Genomic DNA, 22,042 nt, shown 5'->3' with positions numbered 1-22,042 from the left:
CGTCGTCCGCCTGTGGGTGGTGGCGCTGCTGTTTACGCGCGTTGGTCAGGCAAACGCCAGACCGTGCAATCCTGGGTGCTGATCGCGCGGCGTGAACCGTCAGCGTCGTCGCGGATCCAAACGAGGCCGACACCCGGCGCAGTGCGGTCGACGCGGCCCCGGTACTGGACGTCGTTGTCCATGCGGGCCTCGACGGAATCGCCGCGGCGCAGATGCCCGAGGTTGCGGATCCGGGTGGGGGTGGAATTGACCAGTGGGGACTGACCTGTGGTGGATAGCGTCATATATGACCTCCTGTGTAGCGGGCGGAAAAAGGGTTGTCGAAGCAGGCCGGGCCGTGGGTAAGGCCGGCCTGCCGCGGCAACGTTCTGGGACTGCTGGTTAGGCGAAAACGCCGGTCGATGCCGGCTGCAGACAGGGCGCTAACAATGGGGGAGGGGGAGCAAGGCGGCAGGGCGCGGGAAAGAGCTTCTCCGCTGATCTCCTGCTTCAAACATGCTGATCCCTCGGTAGTCCATTCGCAGTTTCATTGAATCGAACGGGAATCCGGGAGGGATTATTCCGATGCGACGAAAAAAGTTTGGTTCCGCAAACGTTGTTCAGGCCCTTTAAGGCCGCGGGCCAAGATGGGCTGCGCTTCGGAAGCGCAGACCAGGCAGCTGTGTGGCTGAGGTCAGGAAGCGTCCCGGGGCGGCAGTTGCTGCAGCGACCACGTGTTGCCGTCCGGGTCGCTGAAGTACACGAAGTGTCCCCAGGGCTGCTGGTCTACGTCGCTGGCTTCGACGCCGCGTCCGATGAGTTCCTGCCGGGCTGCCTCGGCGTCGGAAACCACCATTTGCAGGCCCTGCTGCGAGCCAGGTGCCATCTGGGTGATGCCGTCGCCGATGACAATGGAGCAGGCCGAACCGGGCGGGGTGAGCTGCACGAACCGCAGCTCTGGATTCACCTGGTAGTCGTGGTCCGCGTTGAAGCCCACCTGTTCCACATAGAACTTCTTCGCACGGTCTACGTCGGTGACCGGAACGGCTACGAGTTCAAGTTTCATGTCCATGTCGGACACGCTAGCGCCGGCTTGGATGTGGGGATAGGGGAAAGCCTCCGAACGCGGTCAGTTCCTGTCCTTCAGCAAGCAGAGCTGGTACCCCTCGGACTTCTCAAACAGACTGCGCGGGTGCGAGCCGTTGTTGGCAAGCCAGACGATGTCCGCATCGAGCGTCACCGCATCAATCCGCCCGGTGCGCAGCATGATTCCGTCCTTGTGGACTTCCACCATGGTGCCGGGCACCAAGTCCCAGTTTTCGAGCGGGTTGTCAGGCATGTTTTTACTCCTCAAATCGGGTCATCGGCCGTTGCGCCACTTCTCCACACTGCAGGCGGACGCTGACGACCACAAGAGGACCCGCCCGCTGTTCACGACGAATTAACACCGCACGCCGTGCTGTGGCCGGGGCGTTAATTCGTGAAGTGGCTGCGCTCCGACAGGAGCCCGGGCGGGCTGTACAAACACACTGAGTTGCGTTCGCCGGCTTTCCAGTCAGCTTCCGTCGGAGAGAATGGCCGGAAGCTATGGCCGGGGGCCAATTTTTCGAGGTGCTGTTCAAGAAATTCTGCACACCAGCGAATGGCCTCATCGCCCAGCGCGCGCCCGCTCGGATAGGGCTGGTCCGCATGGGTGACGACGCCGAAGACCTCGCCTTCGTGTGTCTCAGTGCAGGGCACGGGGAAGAGGGCAGCCTGCGTGGGGCCGGAGGAATACTCCCAGTCGAAGAACACGCAATCGCCGGGCAGCGCAGCGCTCAAAGGCGATGGCTTGGTCCCGGCCTGCCACTGCTCGGCCAGGAAGCTGTCAATGTAAGCGGTGTTAGCCTCGGCGTCCTCTTTGCTGAGGGCCACTTCCGGCTCAACGGCGGAACCGGATGGCAGGGGAGTGGCGAAGTTGGCGGTGACCGGGGCAGCGCCACCCGCAGAACCGGACAATCCGTTGCCGGCGGTCGGCTCCGCCGTCGTACTCTCCGTTCCAACAGGTGCGGCGCGTGCGTCGGATGCCCCGGGCCCCGAACATCCGGCGAGCAGCAGCCCGCCCATCACCACGCAAGCGGCCGAAAGCTGGATCCGCATGGTCCCCCGTTGTCAGCGCCGAGGCCGCCTACCAAGGCAGCCGGAACGTCAGCAGCCTAGCAGGGCATTCCCTTGGAACCGGGACGCTGAGGTACGGACGGCGGGATTGACCAGCGCGATCACCCAGCGGTGGCAGCAGCGGCGGCGGCCGTCTTCTTCCGGTAGATGGCCAGGAAGGAGGAAATCCGTCGCACCGCTTCTTCGATGTCCTCCACCGAAGGCAAGATCACGAAGCGGAAGTGGTCCGGGCTGGGCCAGTGGAAGGCACTGCCGTGCGAGACCAGAATCTTTTGTTCCTCAAGCAGATCCAGCACGAACTTTTCGTCGTCTTCGAAGGGGTAGACAGCGGGATCAAGCTTGGGGAACAGGTACATGGCCCCGGCGGCCGGGACGCAGCTGACACCCGGAATCTGGTTGAGCAGCCGGCAGGCCAGATCGCGCTGCTCACGCAGCCGTCCGCCGGGCTTCACCAGGTCGCCAATCGACTGGTACCCGCCCAGCGAGGTCTGGATCGCGTGCTGGGCCGGCACGTTCGAGCACAGCCGCAGCGAGGCCAGCAGCTCGAGCGATTCCCGATACGCGGCGGTCTCGGCGCGGGGGCCGCTGATGGCCACCCAGCCCGCCCGGTAGCCGGGCATCCGGTAAGCCTTGGACAACCCGCTGAAAGTGAGCACCGGCAGGTCCGGGGCTACGGACGCGGTATGAATGTGGACGGCGTCCTCGTAGGTGATCTTTTCGTAGATTTCGTCCGAGAACAGCACCAGATCGTGCTTGCGTGCCAATGCCGCGAACTGTTCCAGCACGTGCCGGGGGTAGACGGCACCGGTGGGATTGTTGGGGTTGATCAGCACAATGGCCCGGGTCCGGCCGGTGATTTTCGCCTCGACGTCCGCCATGTCCGGCCACCAGTGGTTGTCTTCGTTGCACAGGTAGTGGACGGCCTTGCCGCCGGAGAGGGTCACGGATGCGGTCCACAGCGGGTAGTCGGGCGCGGGAATCAGCACTTCGTCGCCGTTTTCCAAAAACGCCTGCAGCGTCATGGAGATCAGCTCGGAGACGCCGTTGCCAATGAAGATGTCCTCCACGCCGATCTGCATCAGGCCCTTGGTCTGGTAATACTGCGAGATCGCCGTGCGGGCGGAAAAGATGCCCTTGGAATCGCTGTAGCCCTGGGCTCCGCGCAAGTGGTGGATCATGTCCACCACAATGGATTCCGGCGCTTCCAGTCCGAACGGCGCCGGGTCCCCGAGGTTCATCCGCAGGATGCGGTGGCCCTCGGCCTCCATCTTCTTGGCCGCGTGCAAAATCGGGCCGCGGAGCTCGTAACGGACGTTCTGGAGTTTGCTGGAGTGCTGCATCGGACGCATGCCCCATGTTTTCACATCCGGCATAGGCCGTTCATGTGGTGTTCACCACGGCCGGCGTTGGTGCTGTCGCCGTTCTGCAAAGCCGGCGTTCATGCGGCCCATTCCCGTACTGGGTATACAACCCTGCTGCGCGGATGGTCCGAGGCCGACAGGTCTGGTGCCCAAGACGGTAACGGCCTAGCGTATGAACCTCAACGCGGAGCAGCTACGGAGGAACGCCATGAGCCTGAAGCACATCAACCCCGAAGGCATGTTCCGCAGTCCGGCCTTTTCCCAGGGCGTGCTCGTGGACGGACCCGGACGGCTGCTGGTGGTCGGCGGCCAGAACGGCATCAATGCCGACGGCGACATGGTCAGCGATGACCTCGCCGGCCAGACCAGACAGGCAATGCGCAACGTGCTGGCCGTCCTCAAGGAGGCCGGTGCAACCCAGCAGGATGTGGCCAAGCTGAATATCTACCTGGCCGCCGGACAGGACGCGAACGAAGGGTACGCCGCGGCCGCCGAGGTGTGGGGGCAGGTTCCGACGGCGATCACCGTGCTGCAGGTGGGCTCTGCCCGGCCCGGCGTCCTGGTGGAGATCGATGCCCTCGCGCAGGTTCCGGAAAAGGCCTGACGGACAAGGCTAAAGTCCCGGCTGCCACGCCGACCGGGCCAGCCGGGACCTGGAGCCTGGGGCCTGAGACCTGGCGCCTGGGCTCAGGGCCGCGAGGGCGGAACCCCGCCGGGAATAGCAGTTGGGGAGGCGCGGTTGGGGCTTCTCGTGAGTAAGCTCTTTGAACCCGCGACCCTGACCACCCCCGACGGCACCGGTTTGCAGTTGCGCAACCGCACAGTGCTGGCACCGATGTGCCAGTACTCGGTGAGCGCACGCGACGGGGTGCCCAACGACTGGCACCTGGTGCATCTCGGAGCCCGGGCCGCCGGCGGCTTCGGACTCGTGATCGCCGAGGCAACCGCAGTGGTCCCTGAAGGCCGGATCTCCGACCGAGATGCCGGCCTGTGGAACGACGCGCAGCGCGACGCGTGGAAGCCCGTGGTGGATTTCGCCCACAAGCAGGGGGCAGCGATCGGCATCCAGCTGGCCCACGCCGGCGCCAAAGCCTCTACCTACCCGTGGTTGCCCGAGCAGCCCCAGGGCTCCATCCCGGAGGCCGACGGCGGCTGGGAGACAGTGGCCCCCTCAACAACCGACATCTTCGGCTTGGAGCAGCCCCATGCCATGGACATCCCTGAGATCCAGGCATCCGTCCAAACCTGGGCGGACGCTGCCCGCCGAGCGGACGAGGCCGGGTTTGATGTTGTACAGATCCACGCCGCCCACGGCTACCTCATCCACCAGTTCCTCTCCCCGCTGACCAACCACCGTGAAGACGCCTACGGGGGCAGCTACGAAAACCGCACCCGGTACGCGCGCGAGGTCATCGCGGCGGTCCGGGCCGTCTGGCCGGACCATAAGCCGCTGGCGATCCGCCTCTCCGGAGACGACTGGGTCGAGGGCGGCTGGCGGTTGGCCGACACCGTCCGCTTTGTTGGCGAGGCGCGGGAGCTCGGGGTCACCGCGTTCGATCTCTCCAGCGCCGGCATCGGGGCCTACCACGGACCCTCCGGCCCGGGTTTCCAGGTGCCGCTCGCTGCCGCCGTGCGCGAGGCGCTGGAGGGCACGGATTCGTTCGTCACCGCCGTCGGGCTGCTGACGGACCCTGCGCAGGCGGAACATGTGGTGGTCACCGGGCAGGCCGACGGCGTGAGCGTTGGCCGCGCCGCGCTGAAGGACGCGCACTGGCCGGCGAACGCGGCGAAGGCTCTGGGAGTGGCCCGCGACGGGAACCCGCGCGCGGAGCAGTACTGGCGAGCCGCCTGGTAGGCGGAACTCGGTGCGACGACGGCGGGGTGCGGCGCCGCGATAGGTGCGCCCCGCCGTCGTACGCTGCCACCACGGCGGGGTGCGGCGCGCCCGATGGGTGCGTCCCCGCCGTCGTGCCTTATTTGTTGGGGCGGACGCGGTGCTTGCTGACGATGGAGACCCGATTGAAGGCGTTCATCGTGAGCGTGATCCAACTGACCGCGGAGAACTCCTCGTCGGTGAGCTGCTCGCGGGCGGCCGCATACTCCCGCTCCTGGCTGTGGTGGGCCGGGAGCTCGGTCAGCGCCTCGGCCAAGGCCAGCGCCGCGCGCTCCTTGTCCGTGAAGACTTCGGTGTCCCGCCAGGACGGAAGCACAGACAGCCGCTGCGCAGTTTCGCCTTCGCCCAGCGCAAGCCGGGTATGCATGTTCAGGCAGTAGGCGCATCCGTTGATCTGCGAGATGCGCAGGTTGAGCAACTCCACCAGCTTCCGGTCCAGGCCCGCGGCGTCCGCAGCCTCGCCGACCTTGAGCGCCAGACCGTTGAGGGCGCGGTACGCCGCCGGGGTCTGCTTGTCGATGTAGATGTTGGCGCGACGTTCGTCGGTGCTCACTCAAGCCTCCTGATCACTGGGGTGCATTCCCATTCTGGCACTCTGCCCGGCAGGACCGGAGAAGAGTAGCGTGTGGCCCATGGAATTCGAGAGACCCTTTGCGGAGCCCACCGCGCGCCGGATCCGGGTCCGGCTGGGTGGAAGCCTGGTGGCGGACAGCACCCGGGCCAAGCTGCTGGTCAGCTATGGGCCGGGCGGACTGCCCACGTACTACCTGCCGCGGGAGGACGTGACCCCGGGTGCGCTCGCCAATCCGCACGCCGGATCCGCCGGTCAGCAGGTCTGGGACGTGACCCTGGGCAGCAAGCGGGCGGAAGCCGGCGCATGGGCACCCCAACCCCACCGGCGCGTTGGCCGAATTGGCCGGACACGTGACGTTCTCCTGGCGGCAACTGGAATGGTACGAAGAAGACGAACGGGCGCTGGTGCATGCCCGCGATCCCTACAAGCGGGTGGATACGCTGCGCAGTTCCCGCCGCGTCCAGATCTACCTTGAGGGCCAGAAGGTGGCCGACAGCATCCGCCCGCTGCTGCTCTTCGAAACCCACCTGCCGGTCCGCTACTACCTGCCGGCCGCAGACGTACGGACCGACCTGCTGGAAGCCAGCGACACCGTTACCAGCTGCCCCTACAAGGGCATGGCCCGGTACTGGTCCATTCGGCTGGGCGAGAACGTGATCCGCGATGTGCTGTGGAGTTACCCGGATCCGATCCCGGAAAACCCCAAGATCCGTGACCTATTCTGCTTCTTCAACGAGCGCGTGGACCTGGTGGTCGACGGCGTCATGCAGGAACGGCCCGACACTCCCTGGTCCTGAAACAGTCTTGGGCATGGCGTCCTGAAGCGGTCTTAGCCGTTAAGCCCTCCGGTCCTGAACTGGTCCTCAAACAGCCCGGCCCGGCCCCGGCGCCAGCGTCGCGCCGGGAGCAACTCCTGAAACAGCCCGGCCCGGCCCCGGTGCCAGCGTCGCGCCGGGAGCAACGCTGGGCAGACAACCGCGGGGAGCCTGGGTCCATCCAACGCTGAGAACCGGGCGCGTTGCCGGACTGCTTCTGCTGCTTATACCTTCTTCTCCGCGGAGAAGAAAAGGCTTTTGAGCATTTTTCCCACTCCAACCTGTTGCACAATCAGCATGCTTATGTTTTCTTGGGGAGAAGCGGTTCTGATCCCGCACTTCCCCGAGTGAGAGTGGTCTGACGATGCATTTCGACGAGGCTGATTTGCAGGTTTTATTCCGCAGAGCGAGGCGCGCCAAGGGGTCTTTGCGGGCGGCTCTGGAAGAGGAACTGGTTCTAGGGCATCTGGGCATCGCGGAAGCTATTGCCCGCAACTATTCGGGCCCGGGGCGGGAGGTCGACGACCTGGTGCAAGTCGCCCGGCTGGGACTGCTCAAGGCCGTTCGTGGTTTTGATCCGGACCATGGCGCCGGCTTTGCCGCCTACGCTGTTCCCACCGTGCACGGAGAATTGAAGCGGTATCTGCGGGACAGTTCGTGGATGGTCCGGCCGCCGCGCCATCTTCAGGACTTGCGGACGGCGGCCATCAAGATGACGCCGGAACTGGCGCAGCGGCTGGGCCGGGAGCCGCGTTTGCAGGAATTGGCCGACGCGCTCGCGGAAAGCCCGGAAGCCGTGGCCGAGGCGCTGAATTGCCACGGCAGCCTGCGGCCGGAATCGTTGGACGGAACCCCCGAAGGGCAACGCTTGGCCGAGTCGCTGGCAACGACGGACGGCGGCACCGAACGGACCGAAGAACTGCTGATGCTGCGGGGCGCCATCCGTGAGCTCGAACCGCGGGAACGGCAACTGCTCTTTTACCGCTACTTCCAGGAAGAATCGCAGCGCCGGATCGGCGAACGCATCGGCATGACGCAGATGCAAGTGTCCCGAACGCTGGCCCGGATCCTGGTTAAGCTTCAGCGCCGCGTGCTGGGGGAGCAGCCGACGCCGGTCCGGCAGCCGATGCGGACGGCGTAGCCACCGGAAGTTCCGCCACCGCCGCCAGGACGTCGTCGGCGCTGATGGCCAGCAGCGCCGGGTCGGGGTCGGCAGAGAACGTTTCGCCGAGCCGCAGGTTTTCGTCGGTCAGGACGGTGTGCGGTCCGGGCGGCGGCCCCCACACGCTGACCGGCGCAGGACCGAAGATGACCACTGACGGCCTGGCGTAGGCGGAGGCCAGATGGGCCGCACCGGTATCGGCGGAAATGACGACGGCGGCCTCGGCGACCGCGGCAGCGAATTCCGCCAGCGACAAGGTGCCGGCGACGACGGACTCCGGCCCCAATCCGGCCAGCTCGGCAACGTCCTGCGCCCGCGGCCGTTCCGCAGTGCTGCCGGTGAACAGGATCCGGTGCCCTCGGGATGCGAGTTCGCGGGCCACGGTGGCGAACCGGTCGGTCGGCCAGAGCCGGCTGCCGTACGCGGCGCCTACGTGAAGTACCGCCGCTCCCGGGCAGGGGCTGGGTACCCCCGGCGTGTTGAGCCGGTAGTCCAGCGGATCGGCGTCAATCCCGTGCCACTGCAGCAGGCGGGCCCAGCGCTCGCGTTCATGCACGTCTTCCGGCCACACAGGACCGTTCCAGCCCGGGGCACGGTGTCCGATCCGGATTCGGGGCATCAGCGCTTCCAGCCTGCCGCGGCTCTCCGGGCCGTTGCCGTGCAGGTTTACCGCGATCTCCACCCGGCCTGGCGGCAGCGCCAGTGGAACATCCAGCCCGTGCGTGGGCAGCAGGTCGTCGACGGACCCGGTGAGTTCGAGGATGGGCCGCAGCCACGCCTGGGCGGCGTAGAGGATCCGGTGGTCCGGGTATGCCGCCCGCAGCGCCCGCAGCGCAGGAACCGCAACCAGCAGATCGCCCAGCTTCAGCGCCCGGAGCACCAGCAGCTCCGGCCGCCCGTCCCGTTCCAGTTCTTGAGGTTCGGACACTAGGCCCCTCCTTCCGCGCTAGCTGTGGCCCATCCTGCCAGATGCGTGCAGCATCCGCTTCCCGTGCCCGGTGCTGCAGCCGCCCGACGGGCGGATGCCAAAACAGGGGGCAGCCGAAGTGTTTAGGTCGCGGCTTTGCTGGGAACAGTGCTGGTATGAGCGCAACCGCAGTCTCCCCGCCGCGGGCCATCCTGTTCGACCGGGACGGCACGCTGGTCACGGACGTGCCGTACAACCCGGATCCGGCCCAGGTCCGGCCGGTGTCCGGGGCCCGTGCGGCGGTCGAGTCGGTCCGGGCTGCCGGGCTCTCCTGCGGTGTGCTGACCAACCAATCCGGCATCGGACGCGGACTGTTGAACCGGGAACAGGTCGACGCAGTCAACGCCCGGATCGAAGAGTTGCTGGGCCCCTTCGACGTCTGGGAGATCTGCCCCCACCATCCCGACGACGGCTGCCGCTGCCGGAAACCGGAGCCGGGGATGATCCTGGCGGCCTGCCGCCGGCTGGGACTGGACCCGTCCGAGGTGGCCTACATCGGGGACATCGGGGCCGACATCGACGCTGCCACTGCCGCCGGCGCGACGGGAGTGCTGGTGCCGACACCGGTCACGCGGCGCGAAGAAGTCGAGGCCGCCGACCTGGTGGCAGAGAACCTGGCCGAAGCCATCTCGCTGCTGCTGGAAGGCCGCCCGTGAGCCGCGTGCTGGTGGCGCGGCTGGACAGCGCCGGAGACGTGCTGCTGGCGGGGCCTGCGGTGCGTGCGGTGGCGGCCGGCCAAGGGCGTGGTCCCAACGACGTCATGATGCTGTGCGGCCCACAGGGCAAAGCTGCCGCGGAGTTGCTGCCCGGCGTGGCCGAGGTTTTCAGCTGGGCCAGCCCGTGGATCGTGGACCCTGCACCGCCGGCAACCCAGCAGCACGTTGCAGCGCTGGCTGAGTGGGTACGCAAAACCCGCATCTCCGAGGCCATCATCCTGACCTCCTTCCACCAGTCCCCCTTGCCGCTGGCGCTGCTGCTGCGGCTGGCCGGCGTCGGACAGATCACCGGGGCCTCCGTGGACTACGCCGGTTCGCTGCTGGACCAGCGGCTCCGCCCGGGCGAAGACTTTCCGGAGGACCAGCCGGAGGCCGAGCGGGCGCTGGAGATTGCCGCGGCCGCAGGCTACCGGCTGCCCGCCGGCGACGACGGCCGGCTGCAGGTCCGCGACATTCCGGATACCTCCTCCCTGACCGGAGACGAGCCCTATATCGCGGTTCATCCAGGCGCTGCAGTCCCGGCAAGGGCCTGGCCGCCGCTGCACCACACCGCTGCCGTCGAACTGCTGATCGGCGCCGGATACCGGGTGGTGGTCACCGGCGGGCCGCAGGAACAGGAACTGACCGCCACCGTGGCCGTCCCCGGAGCGCTGGACCTGGGCGGGCAGACAGACCTGCGGAGCCTGGCCGGGGTGCTCGCCGGAGCCTCCGCCGTCGTCACAGGAAACACCGGACCTGCGCACCTGGCCGCCGCCGTGGGCACTCCGGTGGTGTCCCTGTTTGCGCCGGTGGTACCGGCGATCCGCTGGGCGCCCTACAAGGTGCCGGTGGAGCTGCTCGGCGACCAGCATGCCCCGTGCCGGCTCAGCCGGGCCCGCACCTGCCCCGTCCCCGGGCACCCCTGCCTGTCCAATGTGACTCCCGAAGAAGTGCTGGAGGCTGTCCAGCGGCTGACCCGCGGCGTGACGTACCTGTCCGCCCGGAGAAAGATGAGGAACGCATGAAGATTTTGCTCTGGCATGTCCACGGTGGCTGGACCGACGCTTTTGTCCGGGGCCGCCACGAGTACCTGCTCCCCGCCACGGCCGAGGGTGGCCCGTGGGGTTTAGGCCGTGCCGGCCGCGACTGGCCGCCGTCAGTGCGGGACGTGGAGCCGGCCCGGCTGCGCGACGAAGAACCCGATGTGGTGGTGCTGCAGCGGCCGGAGGAGATTGCCGAATGTGAGCGGCTGCTGGGCCGCCGGCCGGGACGGGACATTCCCGCGGTGTTTTTGGAGCACAACACGCCCAAGGGCGATGTGCCCAACTCGCTGCATCCGCTGGCCGACCAGCAGGACATGACGGTGGTGCATGTCACCCACTTCAATGAGTTGTTCTGGGACTGCGGAACGGCACGGACCACCGTGATCGAGCACGGCATCGTGGACCCTGGAAAGCTCTACACCGGGGAACTGGAACGGCAGGGCGTGGTGGTCAACGAACCAGTACGCCGCTGGCGCGTCACTGGGACGGACCTGCTGCCGGCCTTTGCGCAAACCGGTCCACTGGAAGTGTTCGGCATGGGAACCGACCAGCTGGCCGCAGCCACCGGCCTGGGTCCCGACCAGTTGCGCGTCCGCGGTGATTTGCCCAGCCACCTGCTGCACGCCGAGCTGGCCCGCTGCCGGCTCTATCTGCACCCGCTGCGCTGGACTTCGCTGGGCCTGGCGCTCTTGGAAGCCATGCATCTGGGCATGCCGGTGGTGGCGCTGGCCAGCACCGAGGCCGCCCGGGCGGTTCCACCGGAGGCCGGTGCCATCTCCACGGACGTGGACCAGCTGCGCCGCGAAGCGGCTCGGCTGCTCACGGATCCGGACGAGGCAGCGGCACGCGGCGCCGTCGCGCGCGAGGCCGCCCTGCAGAACTACGGGCTGCAGGCCTTCCTGGACAACTGGGACAGCCTGCTGGCCGAGACCACAACACGCACCGGACGGGCCGTGGCCGCCAATGAAAGGAGAGAGCCGTGAGGATATCGATGGTTTCCGAACATGCCAGCCCGCTGGCCGCGCTGGGCGGGGTGGACGCCGGCGGCCAGAACGTGCACGTGGCCGCCCTTTCCGCTGCGTTGGCCCGGCGCGGCCACACCGTGAGCGTCTACACCCGCCGCGATGACCCGCTGCTGCCGGCCCGCGTCGCCATGAGGCCCGGGGTGGAAGTGGTCCACATCGACGCCGGCCCGCCGGAACCGGTCCCGAAGGACGAGTTGCTGCCGTTCATGGGCCAGCTGGCCGACGGCATCAGCGCTGACTGGGCGGAGAACCCACCAGACGTGGTGCACGCGCATTTCTGGATGTCCGGCGTCGCTGCGCTGGACGCCGCCCGCCGCCCGGGCGCATGCCCGGTGCCGGTACTGCAGACCTTCCACGCGCTGGGCACCGTGAAGCGGCGGCACCAGGGCGCCCAGGACACCAGCCCGGCACAGCGGGCCTGGCTGGAACCATCCGTCGGCCGCGAGGTGGACCGGATCATCGCCACCTGCTCGGACGAGGTGTTCGAGCTGGCGGCCATGGGCATCCCGCGCGGCAATGTGTCCATCGCGCCCTGCGGTGTGGACTTGGGGCTTTTCAGCGCCGACGGCGAGGCCGAACCGCGCGGCCGGACGCACCGGATTGTCACCCTGGGCAGGCTGGTTCCGCGCAAGGGCATCGATCTGGCCGTACGCGCCCTGCGGCTGCTCAAGGACCAGGGCCTGGATGACGTCGAGCTGCTGGTAGTGGGTGGGTCTGCCGGGGCCGCCGGGCTGGCGGCCGACCCGGAGGCGCAGCGGCTGCGCGACTTGGCCCGCGCCCTCGGCGTCGAAGACCAACTGGTGCTGCGCGGCCAGCTGTCCCAGGCGGAAATCCCGCCGGTGCTGCGCAGCGCCGACGTGGTCATCTGCGCGCCGTGGTACGAACCGTTCGGGATTGTCCCGCTGGAAGCGATGGCCTGCGGTGTCCCGGTGGTCGCGGCCTCGGTCGGTGGCCTGATCGACACCGTCGTGGACCGGAAGACCGGCCTGCACGTGCCGCCGCGCGATCCGCAGGCGGTGGCCGACGCCGTGGCCGAACTACTGGCCAATCCGCAGCTGCGCCGGGAGCTTGGCAAAGCGGGGCAACAACGTGTGCGCACCCGCTACACCTGGGACCGGGTGGCGGCGGACACCGAAAAGGCCTATCACCTGGCGGTCAGCCACGCGTCCAGCGCAGTCACCGCCGGGACCCGGCAACTGGAAGGAGAGGCACTGTGAAACGCGCAGTCACGGGCGCCAGCCCAACAACCGTCGGCACCGGTGCGCTGACCTCTGCCGCGCCGATCGCTTCGGCCCGAACCGCAGCCTATCTCCGGCCGCCCGGCCCGGCACTCGTCCCGGTGCCAGCGGCCCCCGAGCGGCAGGCCGGAAACGAAGCGGTGGACGCAGTGCTGGCACATCTGGGCGCCGTCGAGCCCGCGGTGGAGTCGCTGCGTGCCCAAGCGGCCCAACTGGCCGGCTGGGGGAGTGAGTTGGCCCGGCGGCTGCTGGCCGGCGGGCGCCTGCTGGCGGCCGGCAACGGCGGCTCCGCTGCGGAAGCACAGCACCTGACCGCGGAACTGGTGGGCCGTTTCGACGGCGAACGCCAGGCCTTCTCCGCCATCTCACTGCATGCGGACACGTCCGCGGTCACGGCGATTTCCAACGACTACGGCTACGACCATCTCTTTGCTCGGCAGGTGCTGGGCCACGGGCGGGCCGGCGATGTGCTGCTCCTGCTGACCACCAGTGGCAAGAGTGAGAACCTGCTGCGTGCCGCCGAGGCAGCCCGCGGCATTGGCGTCACCAGCTGGGCGCTGACCGGCAGTGCGCCGAATCCGCTGACCAGGCTCTGCGACGACTATGTGGCCGTGGACGCGCAGCCGGCCAATGTGCAGGAAGGCCACCTGATGGCACTGCACGCCCTGTGCCGGGCGTTCGACGCCGAAGTGGCCCGGCACGGGAACGGCGCCGGAGCGCAGCACGGGCCGCAGGGCGGGGCGGCAGGATCATGAGGATTGTGGTGGTAGGCGACGTCCTGCTCGACGCCGATGTGGAAGGGGCAGCCACCAGGTTGAGCCCGGACGGGCCGGTGCCGGTGGTGGATGCCGCCGAAACGACCTACCGCGCCGGGGGAGCGGGGCTGGTGGCCCGGATGCTGGTCCGTGACGGCCGGGACGTCCTCCTGGTCACGGCATTATCCGACGACGAGGCCTCCTGGCGGCTGCACGATGCCTTGGACGGCATCCCCGTGGTGGCCGGACCGTCCGGAGCGCCAACGCCGGTGAAGACCCGCATCCGCGCCGGCGGCCAGTCGGTAGTCCGGGTGGACGAAGGCTGCGCCCCCGCCCCGTTGCCGGTCCCGACACCGGACATGCTGGAGGCGCTCGGGACGGCCGACGCCATCATCGTGGCGGACTACGGCCGCGGACTGGCCGCAGCACCCGCGCTGCGCGATGCGCTGGCGCCGCTGGTGCACCGGATCCCGGTGGTCTGGGATCCGCACCCCGCCGGCCCGGATCCGGTCGAGGGCGTGGCTGCCGCGACGCCGAACCTGCCGGAGGCTCTGCGGATGGCCGGGCTGGAAAAGGGCGGCACCGGTGCAGCAGCGCTCGCCGCCGCAGAACTGCGCTCACGCTGGAACAGCAGCGCCGTCGTCGTCACGCTGGGTGAGGAGGGGGCGATGATCCAGCAGGACGGGGAACTGCCGCAGGCCATCCCAGCGCCCGCGACGAACGCGGCCGACACCTGCGGGGCCGGCGACCGGTTCGCCGCTTCGCTGGCAACAGCCTTGGCCTCCGGCCAGCCGCTGAACACCTCGGTGGAGGAAGCCGTCAGGCAGGCGGCGGCCTTCCTGGCGTCCGGGGGCGTGGCGTCGTTGCGGCAGGACAGGGATCCGGTCCCATTGCGCGGGCCGGAAGTGGACGCCATGCGGGTTGCCGCGCAGGTCCGCGAAGCCGGCGGCACTGTGGTGGCCACCGGAGGCTGCTTCGACCTGCTGCACGCAGGCCACGCGAGGACGTTGGCCGCCGCACGGAAGCTGGGCGACTGCCTGGTTGTCTGCCTCAATTCCGACGATTCGGTCCGCCGCCTGAAAGGCGAGGAACGCCCGATCATGAACCAGCAGGACCGCGCCGAGCTGCTGCTGGCCCTGGAATGCGTGGATGCCGTGCTGGTTTTTGATGAAGCCACGCCCGAATCGGCGCTGGAACGGTTGCGGCCGGACATCTGGGTCAAGGGCGGCGACTACACCGCCGACCAGCTGCCCGAAGCCCGGCTGCTCCAGTCCTGGGGCGGGCAGACCATCACCGTGCCCTACTACCCGGCCCGTTCCACCACCGGCTTGGCCGCCGCGCTGGCGAAGGTCGGCTGACGCATCGGACCCTCAACCAGTGGAGAGACGAGAAGAACCATGGGCCCCCGGGATCCCGTCTTCTCTCCACGCAATAACCCTGGTGAGAACCCTCATCCCTGAACTCTGAGGAGGAAAACATGAGCATTGCAGCAACCAACCCCGGCCGGGTCCTGATCACCGGCGGAGGATCCGGGCTGGGAGCCGCCGTCGTGGACGCGGTCCTGGCCGCCGGCGGCACCCCGCTGGTGCTGGACCGCGATGTGAGCCGGGTAAGCCAGGCCAAGAGCGTGGAGGTCGACGTCGCCGACCGCGCCGCCGTCGAAGCCGCCGTGCAGCAGGCCGCGGACATGCTCGGCGGGCTGGACGCCGTGGTGACGGCAGCGGGCATTGACCGCTGCGGCCGGCTGGAGGACGTCCCCGCAGAGGAATGGGAGAAGGTCATTGGCGTCAACCTGATGGGCACGGTCTCGGTGGTGCGGGCGGCCCTGCCGCATCTGATGTCCTCGCACGGCAGGGTCATTACGGTGGCCTCGTCGCTGGGGATCAAGGCCGTCTCCGACGCCACCGCCTACTGCGCCTCCAAGTTCGGCGTGGTCGGTTTCAGCCGCGCGCTGGCGGCGGAGACCCGCGGGCAGATCGGCGTCACCACCATGATTCCGGCCGGCATGAAGACCAGGTTCTTCGACGACCGCACCGAGCAGTACAAGCCGCAGGACGATTCCAGGCTCAACGACCCGGAACGCGTGGCGGATGCCATCATCTTTGCGCTCTCACAGCCCAAGGGCTGCGAAGTGCGCGAGATGGTCATTTGCCACGAAGAAGAAGACTCGTGGCCCTAAGCAGGCGGAGATCCGCGTAGACATCCTCTGCGCGGATCTCCGCCGTCAAGGAAAATTCATGCGGGCAGCGCGGGGCCGTCCAGCCCACCTGGGTCAGGTCGGCCCCGCAGACCGGACAATGTGTCATCCAGGACATGTGGACCCGGTGCAGGGTCCGGCCCAGCGCCCCGGCCATGATCATGTTTCCCACCCAGTAGATGCCCACCGTCGGGGTGCCGACGGCCTGGGCCAGATGCCGCGGCCCGCTGTCGTTGCCCAGCATCACATCGCTGGCCCGCAGCACTGCGGACAGTTCATCCAGCCCCAGTTGGCCGGCCACCGAACTGATGCTGCCGCCGCTGCCGGATCCCGCTCTCTCGCGGCCCAGTTCCGCCACTTCGTCCGCCAGCGCGGCGTCGGACTCATCGCCCACCACCAGGACCTGGCATCCATCGTCGGCCGCCCACGCCGCCACCCGGCCAAAGTGCGACGCCGGCCATCGCCGCCGCTGGTCAGTGGCACCTGGGTGAATGGTCACCAGCGAGGGCCGGCCGTCGTCGAGCAGCCCGGCCAACAACGATTCTTCGTCGGCCAGCGGTTTCAGCTCCGGCTGGAGCGCGGCCGGGGCGGCGCCGGCCAGGCCCACCACCTCCAGCGCACGCAATACCTCGTGTTGATAGTAGAGGTAGGGGATGGACCGCTCCAGCGGCGCCGCGTCTTCGGTCCGGGTACCCACCGTGTGGCGTGCGCCCAGTTCCAGCAGGAACGGATTGGAAAACCTTCCGCCGCCGTGCAACTGCACCGCCAGGTCGAACTGCTCGCCGCGCATCCGCTGCTGGAACTCCGCCACCAACTGCGGGTCCTCCGGTCCCGGCCGCACACCCTCCGCGAACGGCAACGGCTCCACCCGGTGCACCGGTCCGGACCTGCCGCGGAACAAGGCCGCGTGGGCCTCGGTTCCCAACAGGGTCAGGGTCGCCTCCGGGTAGGCGGCAGCCAGCGATTCCAGCGCGGGAACCGAAAACAGCACATCGCCCAGGCCCCCGCCGCGGAGAACCGCAATGTTCCGTACGTCGTCGAAGGGCTGCAGCACCGGTCCGACTCCAAGTCCGTGCCTGACTTCGGTACTCAACCTCTGGTCGCCGAAAGCGGCGCCTCCCGTGGGGGACTCGGTCATTTCCACCTCCTGGGTCCCAGCCCGCGGCCGTCGGTGTAGTCCGGCTGCGGGGGATTTCATTTCTGCAGCAGTCCCGGAGCATCCTGCGTGCCACAGCCCCAATACATCCCGCCCTCGCGGGAGCCCCTCGTGAACTTCACCCTAAAACGCATCAGGGCTGCTGGCCAGAGCCCGCAGCCCTCGTGAAGGTGCTGCCGGGCCCCTGTCGATGCCCTGCTGTGTCTCGAAGGAAACCCGGGACGGCCCGGAATCCAGCAGGGCCCGGCCGCAAAGAAATCCCCGGCCGTTCCTGGCAGGAAACCAAGGCCGCCGGGAGGGAAACTAAGCCCAGCGCCGGAACGAAAACCAAGCCGCGCGCCGGGAAGAAAGCCGGCTGCTGGCGCCCACGAAACCAAGGTCGCGCCGGCGAAATCCGACTCCGGTGGGGACTGTCTGAAAGCGCCGGGCGAGGGGTAGGAAACCAGTACCACGCGATGCGGCATGCGCTGCCATCGGCGGCGGGTCCGACGGAGGCGAACCCGACCGCGGCGGAGGGCGCGCCGGTAAGGCGTGAATGTGGACCTACACCAACGACCAGCGGGCGGGCCTTGGCCCCGCCTTGGACGGGAGGAGCGATATGACCACCGAGTCGGACACTGCCCGGGACATGGCCTCGATGGAGGTTTACGACCCCAGGGACGGCAGCCTGGTGGGAGCGCTCGAGGAAGCGACCACGGACGATGTGCGCGACGCCGTTGCTTCCGCCAAGGCGGCCCAACCCGGCTGGGCCGGGACCGACGCTGCTGCTCGCGGGGAACTGCTGGAAGCCGTCGCCGCAGCTCTGCAGGAGCACGCCGGTGAGCTCGCCGAGTTGAACGCGCGCGAAACCGGCAGGCCCGAGCAGGAAGCCTTGGAGGGCGTCATGGCCGGGGCCGGAACGCTGCGCCAGTACGCGCAGCTGGGTCCGGTGCACCGCGGCCGAAGCCTGCGCGGCGGCCAGTTGAACGTTGACTACGCGGTCAATGAACCTCGCGGCGTGGCGGCGGTGCTCACCCCTTGGAACGATCCGGTGGCGGTGGCCGCGGGGCTGCTGGGCGCCGCGCTGGCCGCCGGCAACACCGTACTGCACAAACCCAGCGAACGCTGCCCGCACCTGGGCGCCCTGTTGGGCCGGATTTTCGCCGGCGTGCTGCCGGCGCACGTCATGACCACCTTGACCGGCGGCCCGGCCGTGGGCGCCGCGCTTGCCAGCAATCCGGACGTGGACGTCATCGCGCACGTGGGCTCCAGCCTCACCGGCGCCAGGATTGCCCGGGCCGCGGCTCTCACCGGGGCCCATGTGATCCGCGAGAACGGCGGCAATGATCCGCTGATCGTGGACGACGGCGTCGACCCGGTGTGGGCGGCCGAGCAGGCGGCCATCGGGGCGTTCGCCAACAGCGGGCAGATTTGCACCTCGGTGGAACGCATCTACGTGCACCGGGCCATTGCCGAACCCTTCTGCGAAGCGCTCGCTGCCGAGGCCCGCAAGCGCAACTCAGGAGGCCTGGCCCCGCTGGTGGACCGCAGGCTGAGGGACAGCGTGCACGCGCACGTCGCCGAGGCGCTCTCGCTCGGTGCGGTTGCCGCGGAAGGCGGTGCTGTGCCCGAAGGCCCCGGCGCTCACTATCCGGCGACCGTCCTGCTGGACTGCGCCGACCACATGGCCGTGATGCAGGAGGAGACCTTCGGTCCGGTGGCCCCGGTCCAAGTGGTGGACAGCTTCGACGACGGGCTAAAACTGGCGGCGGCGGGCCGATACGGCTTGGCCGCCACTGTCCTGACGGCGGACATGGAGCATGCCCACCGTGCCGCGGCGGTGCTCCAGGTGGGAACCGTCAAGGTCAACGCAGTCTTCGGCGGCGCGCCCGGCGGTTCCGCCCAGCCCCGCAGGGCCAGCGGCGACGGCTTTGGCTACGGGCCTGAACTGCTGGACGAATTCAGCACGGTCAAAGTGGTGCACATGGGCCTGCCCGGTGGAGCCCGGCCATGAGCACCCCGCCCATGAGCACCCCGCTGTCGGACGTTTCCGGGCTCGCCGGCTGGCTGCCGGCCCGGCTGGCCCAGGCCGCCCCGCACGTCACCGTGGTGGGCGACGTTATGCTGGACGGCTGGTTCAGCGGACGGATTGAACGGTTCTGCCGGGAGGCACCTGCACCGGTGGTGGACATGAGCAAACGGGAGTATGCCCCGGGCGGCGCCGCCAACACGGCCATGAACCTGGCTGCACTCGGCGCGCGGGTGCGGATGGTCGGCTTGGTAGGAGCCGACGACGCCGGACGGCGGCTGCGCTCGCTGCTGCAGGAAGCGGGGGTGGACACTTCGGGGCTGGTGGAACACGAAGACGTCCTGACCACCACCAAGTACCGCATCATCGGCGGCGACCAGATCATGCTGCGCCTGGACGAGACGATGGACCGGGTGCCCGAAGCGGCCCAAGAACAACTGGCTGCGGCAGTCCCCGCGGCCTTGGCCGGCAGCGACGCAGTCGTGGTCTGCGACTACGGCACCGGCGGGTTGGGCGACCCGGTGCGCGATGTGCTGGCCCGGCACCGCGGCGGGCGGCTGCTGGTGGTCGATGCCCACGATCCCCGGCTGTGGTCGGGAATCGCCCCGGACCTCGTCACCCCAAACGCCGCAGAAGCCGGCGGCCTCCTGGGCGTGGTGCTGGATCCGGACACGGACCGCGCTGCCGCAGTGGCCACTCACGCAACTCAGCTGCTCGAGGCAACCGGGGCGGGCGCCGCCGTCGTCACGCTGGACAAGGACGGCTCAGTCCTGTTGATGCACGACGGCGGAACCCACCGCACGTGGGCAAGCCCGGTCACCGAGAAGCAGGCATCGGGGGCGGGCGATACGTACGTGGCCTGCCTGACCTTGGCGCGGGCCGTCGGCCTGCCGTTGACCACCAGTCTGGATCTGGCCCAGGCCGCGGCCGACGTGGTGGTGCACCGGCGCGGCACCTCGGTCTGCAGTACCTCTGACCTGGCCGCGCACCTGGGAACCTTCTCCGATGCGGCCCTGGATGCGCAAGAACTTGGACAGGCTGTAGCTGCGGAGCGGGCGTCGGGCCGGCGGATTGTGCTGACGAACGGTTGTTTCGACGTGCTACACCGCGGACATACCCGCTACCTGACCCAGGCCAAGCAGCTGGGCGATGTGCTGGTGGTGGCGCTAAACAGCGACGCGTCCGCACGGCGCCTGAAGGGACCAGACCGCCCGATCAACGCCGCCGCGGACCGGGCCGGCATCATCGCCGCGCTGAGCTGCGTAGACTACGTGACCGTCTTCGACACGGACACGCCCATCCCGCTGATCGAGGCGATCCGGCCGGACATCTATGCCAAGGGTGGGGACTATTCGCCGGAGATGCTTGAGGAGACGGCGGTGGTGGAGGCCTGCGGCGGCGAGGTCTGCATCTTGGATTATGTCGCCGACCATTCCACCACGGCCGTGGTCCGCCGCATCCGTGGCTCAGCGCCTTCTCCGGAGTCAGGCTCAGCGCCCTCTGCGGGGCCTAGCTCGGCGCCTTTGGCTGGGTCGGGCTCGGGGCAGCAGACTGGACCAGACTCGGTGGCGCCGGCTGGGTCGGGCTCGGCGCCTCTGGCTGGGTCGGACTCGATGACGTCCGCGGGGTTCCCCTCGGAGCCGTCCGCGGAGTCGGGCTCGCTGCCCCCTGCTGGAACAGGTTCGTCCCAGGCGGCGGGGGCCGATCCGGCATGAGTCGCAGGAGTGCGGGCAGTTGGGCTGTGCCGCCAGCGGTGCCGGGGCCTGAGCTGGATGTGCTGATTCCCAGTTACGGCCGCGAAGCGGAATTGGCGGTAACGCTCTCCGGCTTGGCGGCCCAGGACGGCCCACCGTTCTCCGTGGTGATCAGCGATCAGTCCGACGGAGCACCTGCGTGGGAGCATCCTGCAGTCGCAGCGATGGCCAGGGTGCTACAGGCCCAAGGGCGGCCGGTCCGGCTGGAACGGCACCTGCCCCGCCGCGGCCTCGCCGAGCAGCGCGACTTCTTGCTCGGTCTAGCCACCGCCGAATTGGTGCTGTTCCTGGACAACGACGTGTGGTTGGAACCGGGCATGCTGGCCCGAATGACTGCGGCCATCCGGCAGGAGGATTGTGGGTTTATAGGCGCGGCTGTGCAAGGCATGTCTTTCCTGGACGATGTGCGCCCAGGGGAGCAGGAGCCTTTCGAACTGTGGGACGGTCCAGTGGTCCCGGAGCGGATCCGGCGTTCCGACGAACGGTTCGCCCGCTGGCAGCTGCACAACGCGGCCAACCTGACCCACATCGCCGCTGAGCTGGAGATTGCCGACGGCGGCTGGCGGCTGTACAAGATCGCGTGGGCCGGCGGCTGCGTGCTGTACCGACGGGATGCCTTGCTGGACTGCGGCGGCTTCGAGTTCTGGCGGGAACTGCCGCCCGGTCACGCGGGCGAGGATGTGGTGGCGCAGTTGAAAGTCATGGAACGCTACGGCGGCGCAGGCATCCTGCCCTCCGGAGCTGTGCACCTGGAATCACCGACCACCGTCACAGACCGTTCCACCGAAGCCTCAGACGTGATCCTGCGCGAATAAGGCCTGATGCCCCGGCTCCTAACTACCGAAGAAGCTATCTGATTTGCAGTGGTGGAAACCTGAGGCGTCCAGGCGGTTCCTCCGCCGCCACCTCGAAAAGACTTTAGAAGGGTGGCGGGTCGTGCTGTTGGTTCGGTGACGGCCCGTCGTGCGGCCGATCGGTTGCCGGTGGTTCGTTCCGGTGGTCTGCTGCCTGCTTCTTGTGGGCCGGGTGCCAGGGCGGCAGCCGACCGTCGTCGTTGGAGCTGCCTGCTGGCCCGGATCCCGTCGAGGGCTGAACGACCAGCGGTTCGATGCGTTGCCTGTGGTTTTTCGGGAGCGCGGCGGCGACGGCGGGCGGGTAGGCGGGTTGGCCGGGCGGGTCGTTGTCTTCGCCAGGCCGGTCGGTGTAGGTCCGTCCGGCCGGGGTGGTCACGTTGAACACTCCGGGCGAGGGCTGGGTCATGG

Annotated in this window: 23 protein-coding genes and 1 pseudogene; 15 read left to right on the top strand and 9 right to left on the bottom strand. The window is 68.6% G+C overall.

The annotated features are described in order from the left end of the window. Window positions 1-32: 32 nt before the first annotated feature. The 5 genes from ACMX2H_RS15590 to ACMX2H_RS15570 form a co-directional block, all read right to left on the bottom strand. Window positions 33-284: a hypothetical protein gene (locus ACMX2H_RS15590; RefSeq protein ID WP_414961707.1), complete on the bottom strand. Its 252-nt coding sequence runs from the start codon at window positions 282-284 to the stop codon at window positions 33-35. Between the two features lie 389 nt (window positions 285-673). Continuing rightward, window positions 674-1,051 (bottom strand): glyoxalase superfamily protein, encoded by a 378-nt coding sequence (locus ACMX2H_RS15585; RefSeq protein WP_414961705.1) that lies wholly within the window; start codon window positions 1,049-1,051, stop codon window positions 674-676. A gap of 57 nt (window positions 1,052-1,108) precedes the next feature. Next, window positions 1,109-1,318 (bottom strand): hypothetical protein, encoded by a 210-nt coding sequence (locus ACMX2H_RS15580; protein ID WP_414961703.1) that lies wholly within the window; start codon window positions 1,316-1,318, stop codon window positions 1,109-1,111. A 134-nt stretch (window positions 1,319-1,452) separates the two neighbouring features. After that, entirely contained in the window at window positions 1,453-2,085 is a 633-nt protein-coding gene (locus tag ACMX2H_RS15575; RefSeq protein ID WP_414961701.1) for a septum formation family protein, read from the bottom strand. Between the two features lie 152 nt (window positions 2,086-2,237). Continuing rightward, complete coding sequence (locus ACMX2H_RS15570) at window positions 2,238-3,485, bottom strand: pyridoxal phosphate-dependent aminotransferase (RefSeq protein WP_414961699.1); 1,248 nt, start codon at window positions 3,483-3,485, stop codon at window positions 2,238-2,240. A gap of 220 nt (window positions 3,486-3,705) precedes the next feature. On the opposite strand from ACMX2H_RS15570, the gene ACMX2H_RS15565 reads away from it, so the two are divergent. After that, complete coding sequence (locus ACMX2H_RS15565) at window positions 3,706-4,101, top strand: RidA family protein (RefSeq protein ID WP_414961697.1); 396 nt, start codon at window positions 3,706-3,708, stop codon at window positions 4,099-4,101. A gap of 147 nt (window positions 4,102-4,248) precedes the next feature. Further along, entirely contained in the window at window positions 4,249-5,352 is a 1,104-nt protein-coding gene (locus ACMX2H_RS15560; protein ID WP_414961695.1) for an NADH:flavin oxidoreductase/NADH oxidase, read from the top strand. Between the two features lie 118 nt (window positions 5,353-5,470). Here the strand turns inward: ACMX2H_RS15560 and ACMX2H_RS15555 are convergent, their stop codons facing one another. Further along, window positions 5,471-5,944: a carboxymuconolactone decarboxylase family protein gene (locus ACMX2H_RS15555; RefSeq protein ID WP_414961693.1), complete on the bottom strand. Its 474-nt coding sequence runs from the start codon at window positions 5,942-5,944 to the stop codon at window positions 5,471-5,473. A 79-nt stretch (window positions 5,945-6,023) separates the two neighbouring features. Here ACMX2H_RS15555 and ACMX2H_RS15550 point away from each other — a divergent pair. The 3 genes and pseudogenes from ACMX2H_RS15550 to ACMX2H_RS15540 all read left to right on the top strand — a co-directional run. Beyond that, window positions 6,024-6,263: pseudogene (locus tag ACMX2H_RS15550) on the top strand (DUF427 domain-containing protein); the annotation flags it as partial. A gap of 52 nt (window positions 6,264-6,315) precedes the next feature. Next, window positions 6,316-6,762, top strand: a complete 447-nt coding sequence (locus ACMX2H_RS15545) for a DUF427 domain-containing protein (protein WP_414961691.1) — start codon at window positions 6,316-6,318, stop codon at window positions 6,760-6,762. Between the two features lie 445 nt (window positions 6,763-7,207). Beyond that, window positions 7,208-7,921 carry a sigma-70 family RNA polymerase sigma factor gene (locus ACMX2H_RS15540; protein ID WP_414961690.1) on the top strand — a complete coding sequence of 238 codons (714 nt, stop codon included), beginning with the start codon at window positions 7,208-7,210 and terminating at the stop codon, window positions 7,919-7,921. Here ACMX2H_RS15540 and ACMX2H_RS15535 read toward each other — a convergent pair. Next, entirely contained in the window at window positions 7,854-8,870 is a 1,017-nt protein-coding gene (locus tag ACMX2H_RS15535; protein ID WP_414961688.1) for a glycosyltransferase family 9 protein, read from the bottom strand. The two genes, ACMX2H_RS15540 and ACMX2H_RS15535, sit on opposite strands and share 68 nt — an antisense overlap. 155 nt (window positions 8,871-9,025) lie before the next feature. Here ACMX2H_RS15535 and ACMX2H_RS15530 point away from each other — a divergent pair, with 155 nt between their 5' ends. The 7 genes from ACMX2H_RS15530 to ACMX2H_RS15500 all read left to right on the top strand — a co-directional run bounded on the left by ACMX2H_RS15530 (window position 9,026) and on the right by ACMX2H_RS15500 (window position 15,844). Continuing rightward, window positions 9,026-9,565 carry a D-glycero-alpha-D-manno-heptose-1,7-bisphosphate 7-phosphatase gene (locus ACMX2H_RS15530; protein WP_414961686.1) on the top strand — a complete coding sequence of 180 codons (540 nt, stop codon included), beginning with the start codon at window positions 9,026-9,028 and terminating at the stop codon, window positions 9,563-9,565. Next, window positions 9,562-10,629 carry a glycosyltransferase family 9 protein gene (locus ACMX2H_RS15525; RefSeq protein ID WP_414961684.1) on the top strand — a complete coding sequence of 356 codons (1,068 nt, stop codon included), beginning with the start codon at window positions 9,562-9,564 and terminating at the stop codon, window positions 10,627-10,629. Before ACMX2H_RS15530 ends, ACMX2H_RS15525 begins: the two co-directional genes overlap by 4 nt. Continuing rightward, window positions 10,626-11,630, top strand: a complete 1,005-nt coding sequence (locus ACMX2H_RS15520; RefSeq protein WP_414961682.1) for a glycosyltransferase family 4 protein — start codon at window positions 10,626-10,628, stop codon at window positions 11,628-11,630. The genes ACMX2H_RS15525 and ACMX2H_RS15520 overlap by 4 nt, the downstream gene beginning before the upstream one ends. Further along, window positions 11,627-12,889, top strand: a complete 1,263-nt coding sequence (locus ACMX2H_RS15515; RefSeq protein ID WP_414961680.1) for a glycosyltransferase — start codon at window positions 11,627-11,629, stop codon at window positions 12,887-12,889. The genes ACMX2H_RS15520 and ACMX2H_RS15515 overlap by 4 nt, the downstream gene beginning before the upstream one ends. A gap of 122 nt (window positions 12,890-13,011) precedes the next feature. After that, window positions 13,012-13,665 carry a D-sedoheptulose-7-phosphate isomerase gene (locus tag ACMX2H_RS15510; protein ID WP_414961740.1) on the top strand — a complete coding sequence of 218 codons (654 nt, stop codon included), beginning with the start codon at window positions 13,012-13,014 and terminating at the stop codon, window positions 13,663-13,665. Further along, window positions 13,662-15,023, top strand: a complete 1,362-nt coding sequence (gene rfaE2 / locus ACMX2H_RS15505) for a D-glycero-beta-D-manno-heptose 1-phosphate adenylyltransferase (protein ID WP_414961679.1) — start codon at window positions 13,662-13,664, stop codon at window positions 15,021-15,023. Before ACMX2H_RS15510 ends, rfaE2 (ACMX2H_RS15505) begins: the two co-directional genes overlap by 4 nt. A 119-nt stretch (window positions 15,024-15,142) precedes the next feature. After that, on the top strand, window positions 15,143-15,844 hold the full coding sequence (locus ACMX2H_RS15500) for an SDR family oxidoreductase (protein ID WP_414961677.1): 702 nt from the start codon (window positions 15,143-15,145) through the stop codon (window positions 15,842-15,844). On the opposite strand, the gene ACMX2H_RS15495 is transcribed toward ACMX2H_RS15500, so the two are convergent. After that, window positions 15,810-17,000: a glycosyltransferase family 9 protein gene (locus ACMX2H_RS15495; RefSeq protein ID WP_414961676.1), complete on the bottom strand. Its 1,191-nt coding sequence runs from the start codon at window positions 16,998-17,000 to the stop codon at window positions 15,810-15,812. The genes ACMX2H_RS15500 and ACMX2H_RS15495 overlap by 35 nt on opposite strands. A gap of 616 nt (window positions 17,001-17,616) precedes the next feature. Here ACMX2H_RS15495 and ACMX2H_RS15490 point away from each other — a divergent pair. Genes ACMX2H_RS15490 through ACMX2H_RS15480 form a run of 3 tightly spaced genes read left to right on the top strand, consistent with a single transcriptional unit; the run spans window position 17,617 to window position 21,595 of the window. After that, window positions 17,617-19,011: an aldehyde dehydrogenase family protein gene (locus ACMX2H_RS15490; protein WP_414961675.1), complete on the top strand. Its 1,395-nt coding sequence runs from the start codon at window positions 17,617-17,619 to the stop codon at window positions 19,009-19,011. Continuing rightward, window positions 19,008-20,741, top strand: a complete 1,734-nt coding sequence (gene rfaE2 / locus ACMX2H_RS15485; RefSeq protein ID WP_414961673.1) for a D-glycero-beta-D-manno-heptose 1-phosphate adenylyltransferase — start codon at window positions 19,008-19,010, stop codon at window positions 20,739-20,741. Before ACMX2H_RS15490 ends, rfaE2 (ACMX2H_RS15485) begins: the two co-directional genes overlap by 4 nt. Beyond that, on the top strand, window positions 20,738-21,595 hold the full coding sequence (locus ACMX2H_RS15480) for a glycosyltransferase family 2 protein (protein WP_414961671.1): 858 nt from the start codon (window positions 20,738-20,740) through the stop codon (window positions 21,593-21,595). Before rfaE2 (ACMX2H_RS15485) ends, ACMX2H_RS15480 begins: the two co-directional genes overlap by 4 nt. A gap of 103 nt (window positions 21,596-21,698) precedes the next feature. Here the strand turns inward: ACMX2H_RS15480 and ACMX2H_RS15475 are convergent. Beyond that, the coding region (locus ACMX2H_RS15475; protein WP_414961669.1) for a hypothetical protein at window positions 21,699-22,042 on the bottom strand (344 nt) is incomplete at its 5' end.

It is taken from the genome of Arthrobacter sulfonylureivorans, assembly GCF_047607445.1.
Lineage (GTDB): Bacteria > Actinomycetota > Actinomycetes > Actinomycetales > Micrococcaceae > Crystallibacter > Crystallibacter sulfonylureivorans_A.
The sequence above is the reverse complement of the archived record's forward strand: the minus strand, read 5'-3'. Positions and strand labels throughout refer to the sequence as shown.

What these genes read in the sequence shown, in the direction of transcription:
- ACMX2H_RS15565 (WP_414961697.1), top strand. Translation starts at nt 3,706, where the DNA reads ATGAGCCTGAAGCACATCAACCCCGAAGGCATGTTCCGCAGTCCGGCC.
- ACMX2H_RS15590 (WP_414961707.1), bottom strand. Translation starts at nt 284, where the DNA reads ATGACGCTATCCACCACAGGTCAGTCCCCACTGGTCAATTCCACCCCC.
- ACMX2H_RS15570 (WP_414961699.1), bottom strand. Translation starts at nt 3,485, where the DNA reads ATGCGTCCGATGCAGCACTCCAGCAAACTCCAGAACGTCCGTTACGAG.
- rfaE2 (WP_414961673.1), top strand. Translation starts at nt 19,008, where the DNA reads ATGAGCACCCCGCCCATGAGCACCCCGCTGTCGGACGTTTCCGGGCTC.
- ACMX2H_RS15500 (WP_414961677.1), top strand. Translation starts at nt 15,143, where the DNA reads ATGAGCATTGCAGCAACCAACCCCGGCCGGGTCCTGATCACCGGCGGA.
- ACMX2H_RS15585 (WP_414961705.1), bottom strand. Translation starts at nt 1,051, where the DNA reads ATGGACATGAAACTTGAACTCGTAGCCGTTCCGGTCACCGACGTAGAC.
- ACMX2H_RS15530 (WP_414961686.1), top strand. Translation starts at nt 9,026, where the DNA reads ATGAGCGCAACCGCAGTCTCCCCGCCGCGGGCCATCCTGTTCGACCGG.
- ACMX2H_RS15575 (WP_414961701.1), bottom strand. Translation starts at nt 2,085, where the DNA reads ATGGGCGGGCTGCTGCTCGCCGGATGTTCGGGGCCCGGGGCATCCGAC.
- rfaE2 (WP_414961679.1), top strand. Translation starts at nt 13,662, where the DNA reads ATGAGGATTGTGGTGGTAGGCGACGTCCTGCTCGACGCCGATGTGGAA.
- ACMX2H_RS15495 (WP_414961676.1), bottom strand. Translation starts at nt 17,000, where the DNA reads ATGACCGAGTCCCCCACGGGAGGCGCCGCTTTCGGCGACCAGAGGTTG.
- ACMX2H_RS15490 (WP_414961675.1), top strand. Translation starts at nt 17,617, where the DNA reads ATGACCACCGAGTCGGACACTGCCCGGGACATGGCCTCGATGGAGGTT.
- ACMX2H_RS15580 (WP_414961703.1), bottom strand. Translation starts at nt 1,318, where the DNA reads ATGCCTGACAACCCGCTCGAAAACTGGGACTTGGTGCCCGGCACCATG.
- ACMX2H_RS15480 (WP_414961671.1), top strand. Translation starts at nt 20,738, where the DNA reads ATGAGTCGCAGGAGTGCGGGCAGTTGGGCTGTGCCGCCAGCGGTGCCG.
- ACMX2H_RS15520 (WP_414961682.1), top strand. Translation starts at nt 10,626, where the DNA reads ATGAAGATTTTGCTCTGGCATGTCCACGGTGGCTGGACCGACGCTTTT.